The following is a 3,371-nucleotide window of genomic DNA, read 5'->3' on the forward strand; positions in this document are numbered from 1 at the left end:
GGTGGTGCAAGCAGGCGACGTGGTGCTGGTCGCCTATGAATGCGAGAGCATGGCCGGCGCAGTGTTCCGCAACGTCGAGCGGCTGGAGTTCGCAAACGGCCAGGTCCGCGCCGTGGAGGTGTTCTTCGGCGACCCGCCCGCCGGCCTCACCCGCACCGAGTTCGCGGCGGACTAGAGGTTTCGCGCTCCCTTTCGCGCCAGTAGCGAGCTATGCCTTGGGCGAAACGTGGGCTCGTGCGTTCAGGGCTGCGCGGCGTTCTCGAAAAGGCTCGGCATGCAAGCCCTTCCCAACATCCTGACTTCGCTCCGGCTGGTGCTGGCGTTGTTCATGTTCCTGGCGCTGGCGGCGGCCGCCGGGGGCGTGCCCTATCTCAACGGCAGGCTCACGCCGGAGATGCAGTTCGCCCTGCAGCGCTGGGCGGTATGGGCGTTCGTGATCGCCGCGGTCACCGATTTCTTCGACGGCTGGCTGGCGCGCAAGCTGGACGCCGAGACCGTGTGGGGCGCGATCCTCGATCCGATCGGCGACAAGGTGCTGGTCTGCGGCGCGGTGCTGGGCCTGATGGCGCTGGGGCCGCAGCCGATGGTGCTGTTGCCCGCGGGCCTCATCCTGTTCCGTGAATTCACCGTCAGCGCGCTGCGCGAAGTGGGCGCCGGCAAGGGGATCAAGTTGCCGGTCACCCTGCTGGCGAAGTGGAAGACAACCCTGCAACTTACAGCGCTGGCGTTCGAGCTGTTCGTGGCCTCGTGGGGAGCGTTCGGTCTGCCTTACGAGGGCGGACTGCTGGAGCCGGTGTCGATCTTCGCCCACACCCTGTTCTGGCTGGCGGCGGTGGTCACCCTGATAACCGGCGCCCAGTACTGGGAACAGACCCGCAAGGCGCTGAAGGGCTAGTCGGCGCCCGGAAGCCGACTACCCTTGGCTTGGGCCGCCGGCTGTCGGACCGTTCGTCGCGCTCGAGCTGCATCAGCCGCACCAGCATCGATTCACCCGCCGCTCGCATGATCATGACGCGCTCCATGCCTGTCATGCATATGAGAATGACTTGCAACATGAAATCTAGCAAGCCGAAACCCGGGCGTGCAGGGCAGGTCACGACATCGGGTTGGCGGGCGGCGTGGGTTCAGGCAGCGGGATGAACTCATCGTGGTCGGCGTCGGGCAGCTTCATGCGGCCGGCGCGCCAGTCGGCCTTGGCCTGCTCGATGCGTTCGCGCGAGGAGGCGACGACGTTCCATTCGATGAACCGTTCACCGACGGGTTCTCCGCCCAGCAGCATGACGATGGCCGGCGTGACGCCAGTGACCACGACCGGCTGGCCGGGTGCGAACACCAGCATCTGGCCGGTCCCATAGGTGCGGCCGTCGACCTCCACAGATCCACGGGCGACATAAGCCGCGCGCTCCGAATAGTGGGCCTCAAGCTGCGCCTTCGCACCGGGTTGCAGCGCCCAGTGCACGTAGAACATTGGCGAATGGGTCTTGACCGGCGAGCGAGCGCCGAAGGCCTCGCCGGCGATCAGCCGCGCGACCAGGCCGTCGGACTCATGGGCCGGCAACTCGGCTGCGGCGTGGTGGGAGAAGTCGGGGTCGATCTCCTCGGCTTCGTTGGGCAGGGCGATCCACGCCTGGATGCCATCCATCGGCCCGCCATGGGCGCGCAGCTCCTCGAACCGCTCGGAGTGGGTGATGCCCTTGCCGGCCGTCATCCAATTGACCTCGCCCGGCCGGATGGCCTGGGTGACGCCGACGCTGTCGCGATGGGTCATGGCGCCGTCGAACAGGTAGCTCAGCGTCGACAGGCCGATGTGCGGATGCGGACGCACGTCGACGTCGCGACCGAAGCCGGCGGTGAACCGTGCCGGGCCCATGTGGTCGAAGAAGATGAACGGCCCGATCATCCTTCGCTGCGCGAACGGCAGCACGCGGCCGACTTCGAAGCCGCCCAGGTCGCGACGGCGTTGTTCGATGACCATCTCGATCATGATGGACTCCTGGCTCGGTTGCGGGTGGGCGGACACCATGTGGCGCCCGCGCTGCGCAGGCTAGCCCCGGACGTCCGCCTTGACGCCGCTGCGGGCGCGGCGGGCCTCCACGGCGTTGGCCAGCCGCTCCATGACCCACACCGAGGTCTGCCAGTCGATACAGCCGTCGGTGATGCTGCGCCCGTAGACCAGCGGCGCGTCGGCGACCAGTTCCTGGCGCCCGCCCAGCAGGTTGCTCTCGACCATCAGCCCGAACACGCGCCGTTCGCCGGCCTCGATCTGACGGGCGACGGCGTCGACGACGCCCGGCTGGTTGTCCGGATTCTTGCCGCTGTTGGCATGGCTGGCGTCGATCATCACCCGCTGGGCGAGGCCCGCCGCCGCCATCTGCGCGCAGGCGACCGCGACGCTGGCGGTGTCGTAGTTGGGCATGCGCCCGCCTCGCAGGACCACGTGGGCGTCGGCGTTGCCCGCCGTGGAGGCGATCGCCGAGCGGCCGTCCTTGGTCACCGCCAGGAAATGGTGCGGCTGGCTGGCCGCCTTCACGGCGTCGATGGCGATCTGCACGTCGCCTGAGGTGCCGTTCTTGAAGCCCACGGGGCAGGACAGGCCCGAGGCCATCTCGCGATGGATCTGGCTCTCCGTGGTTCGTGCGCCGATCGCGCCCCAGCTCACCAGGTCGGTGATGTACTGCGGGGTGATCACGTCGAGGAACTCGCAGCCCGCCGGCAGGCCCAACTCGGCGACGCGCAGCAACAGCGTGCGCGCGGCGCGCAGTCCCTCGTCGATCTGGAAGCTGCCATCGAGACGCGGATCGTTGATCAACCCTTTCCAGCCCACCGTCGTGCGCGGCTTCTCGAAATAGACCCGCATGACGATCTCGAGCGAGCCGCTGAGCCGCTGACGCACCTGGGCCAGTCGTTCGGCGTACTCGAGGGCGGCCGCCGGATCGTGGATCGAGCAGGGGCCGATCACCACCAGCAGCCGGTCGTCGCGGCCATGCAGGATGGCCTGAGCAGCGGCGCGGCCGTCCGCGACGGTGCGACCCGCGCGGGCGTCGACCGGGAACTCGGCCAGCACCTGTTCGGGCGGGCTGAGGGTCTTGATATCGAGGATTCTCAGATCGTCTGTGGCGCCGGGCATGTCTCGCTGGTCCTTGGATCAGCGCATCGGCGGCACAAAAAAGCCGCCAGGTGCGCTGGCGGCTGATGGGGTGGTTTCTATGACTTGCGCGTCATGTCATGCCGAACCCGTCCGCCGCCAGAGGCGTCGGATAGCTAAACCAAAACGAATAGGTCGCGGCTGGGTGGATCATGATGAGGCGATCTTAACCGCGAGGAGCCGAAAAGTCACGCTGCGATGGCGTGGCTTCGCGGGTGTCGCTGAC

The 3,371-nt window shown here is 67.8% G+C and carries 3 protein-coding genes; 1 reads left to right on the top strand and 2 read right to left on the bottom strand.

Annotation, left to right across the window (positions count from 1 at the left end):
* Nucleotides 1-274: 274 nt before the first annotated feature.
* Entirely contained in the window at nt 275-895 is a 621-nt protein-coding gene (pgsA, locus tag Q8M88_RS01750) for a CDP-diacylglycerol--glycerol-3-phosphate 3-phosphatidyltransferase (protein ID WP_305594466.1), read from the top strand.
* Between the two features lie 198 nt (nt 896-1,093).
* On the opposite strand, the gene Q8M88_RS01755 is transcribed toward pgsA, so the two are convergent.
* A complete protein-coding gene (locus tag Q8M88_RS01755; RefSeq protein WP_305594468.1) occupies nt 1,094-1,984 on the bottom strand; it encodes a pirin family protein in 891 nt (296 codons plus the stop codon).
* Between the two features lie 60 nt (nt 1,985-2,044).
* The gene (locus Q8M88_RS01760) at nt 2,045-3,127 is read right to left on the bottom strand and encodes a 3-deoxy-7-phosphoheptulonate synthase (protein WP_305594470.1); all 1,083 of its coding nucleotides are present in this window, start codon (nt 3,125-3,127) and stop codon (nt 2,045-2,047) included.
* Between the last annotated feature and the right edge of the window lie 244 nt (nt 3,128-3,371).

Origin of the sequence: Phenylobacterium sp., assembly GCF_030693805.1 — a bacterium.
In the GTDB taxonomy this organism is placed as follows: domain Bacteria; phylum Pseudomonadota; class Alphaproteobacteria; order Caulobacterales; family Caulobacteraceae; genus Phenylobacterium.

What these genes read in the sequence shown, in the direction of transcription:
- pgsA (WP_305594466.1), top strand. Translation starts at nt 275, where the DNA reads ATGCAAGCCCTTCCCAACATCCTGACTTCGCTCCGGCTGGTGCTGGCG.
- Q8M88_RS01755 (WP_305594468.1), bottom strand. Translation starts at nt 1,984, where the DNA reads ATGATCGAGATGGTCATCGAACAACGCCGTCGCGACCTGGGCGGCTTC.
- Q8M88_RS01760 (WP_305594470.1), bottom strand. Translation starts at nt 3,127, where the DNA reads ATGCCCGGCGCCACAGACGATCTGAGAATCCTCGATATCAAGACCCTC.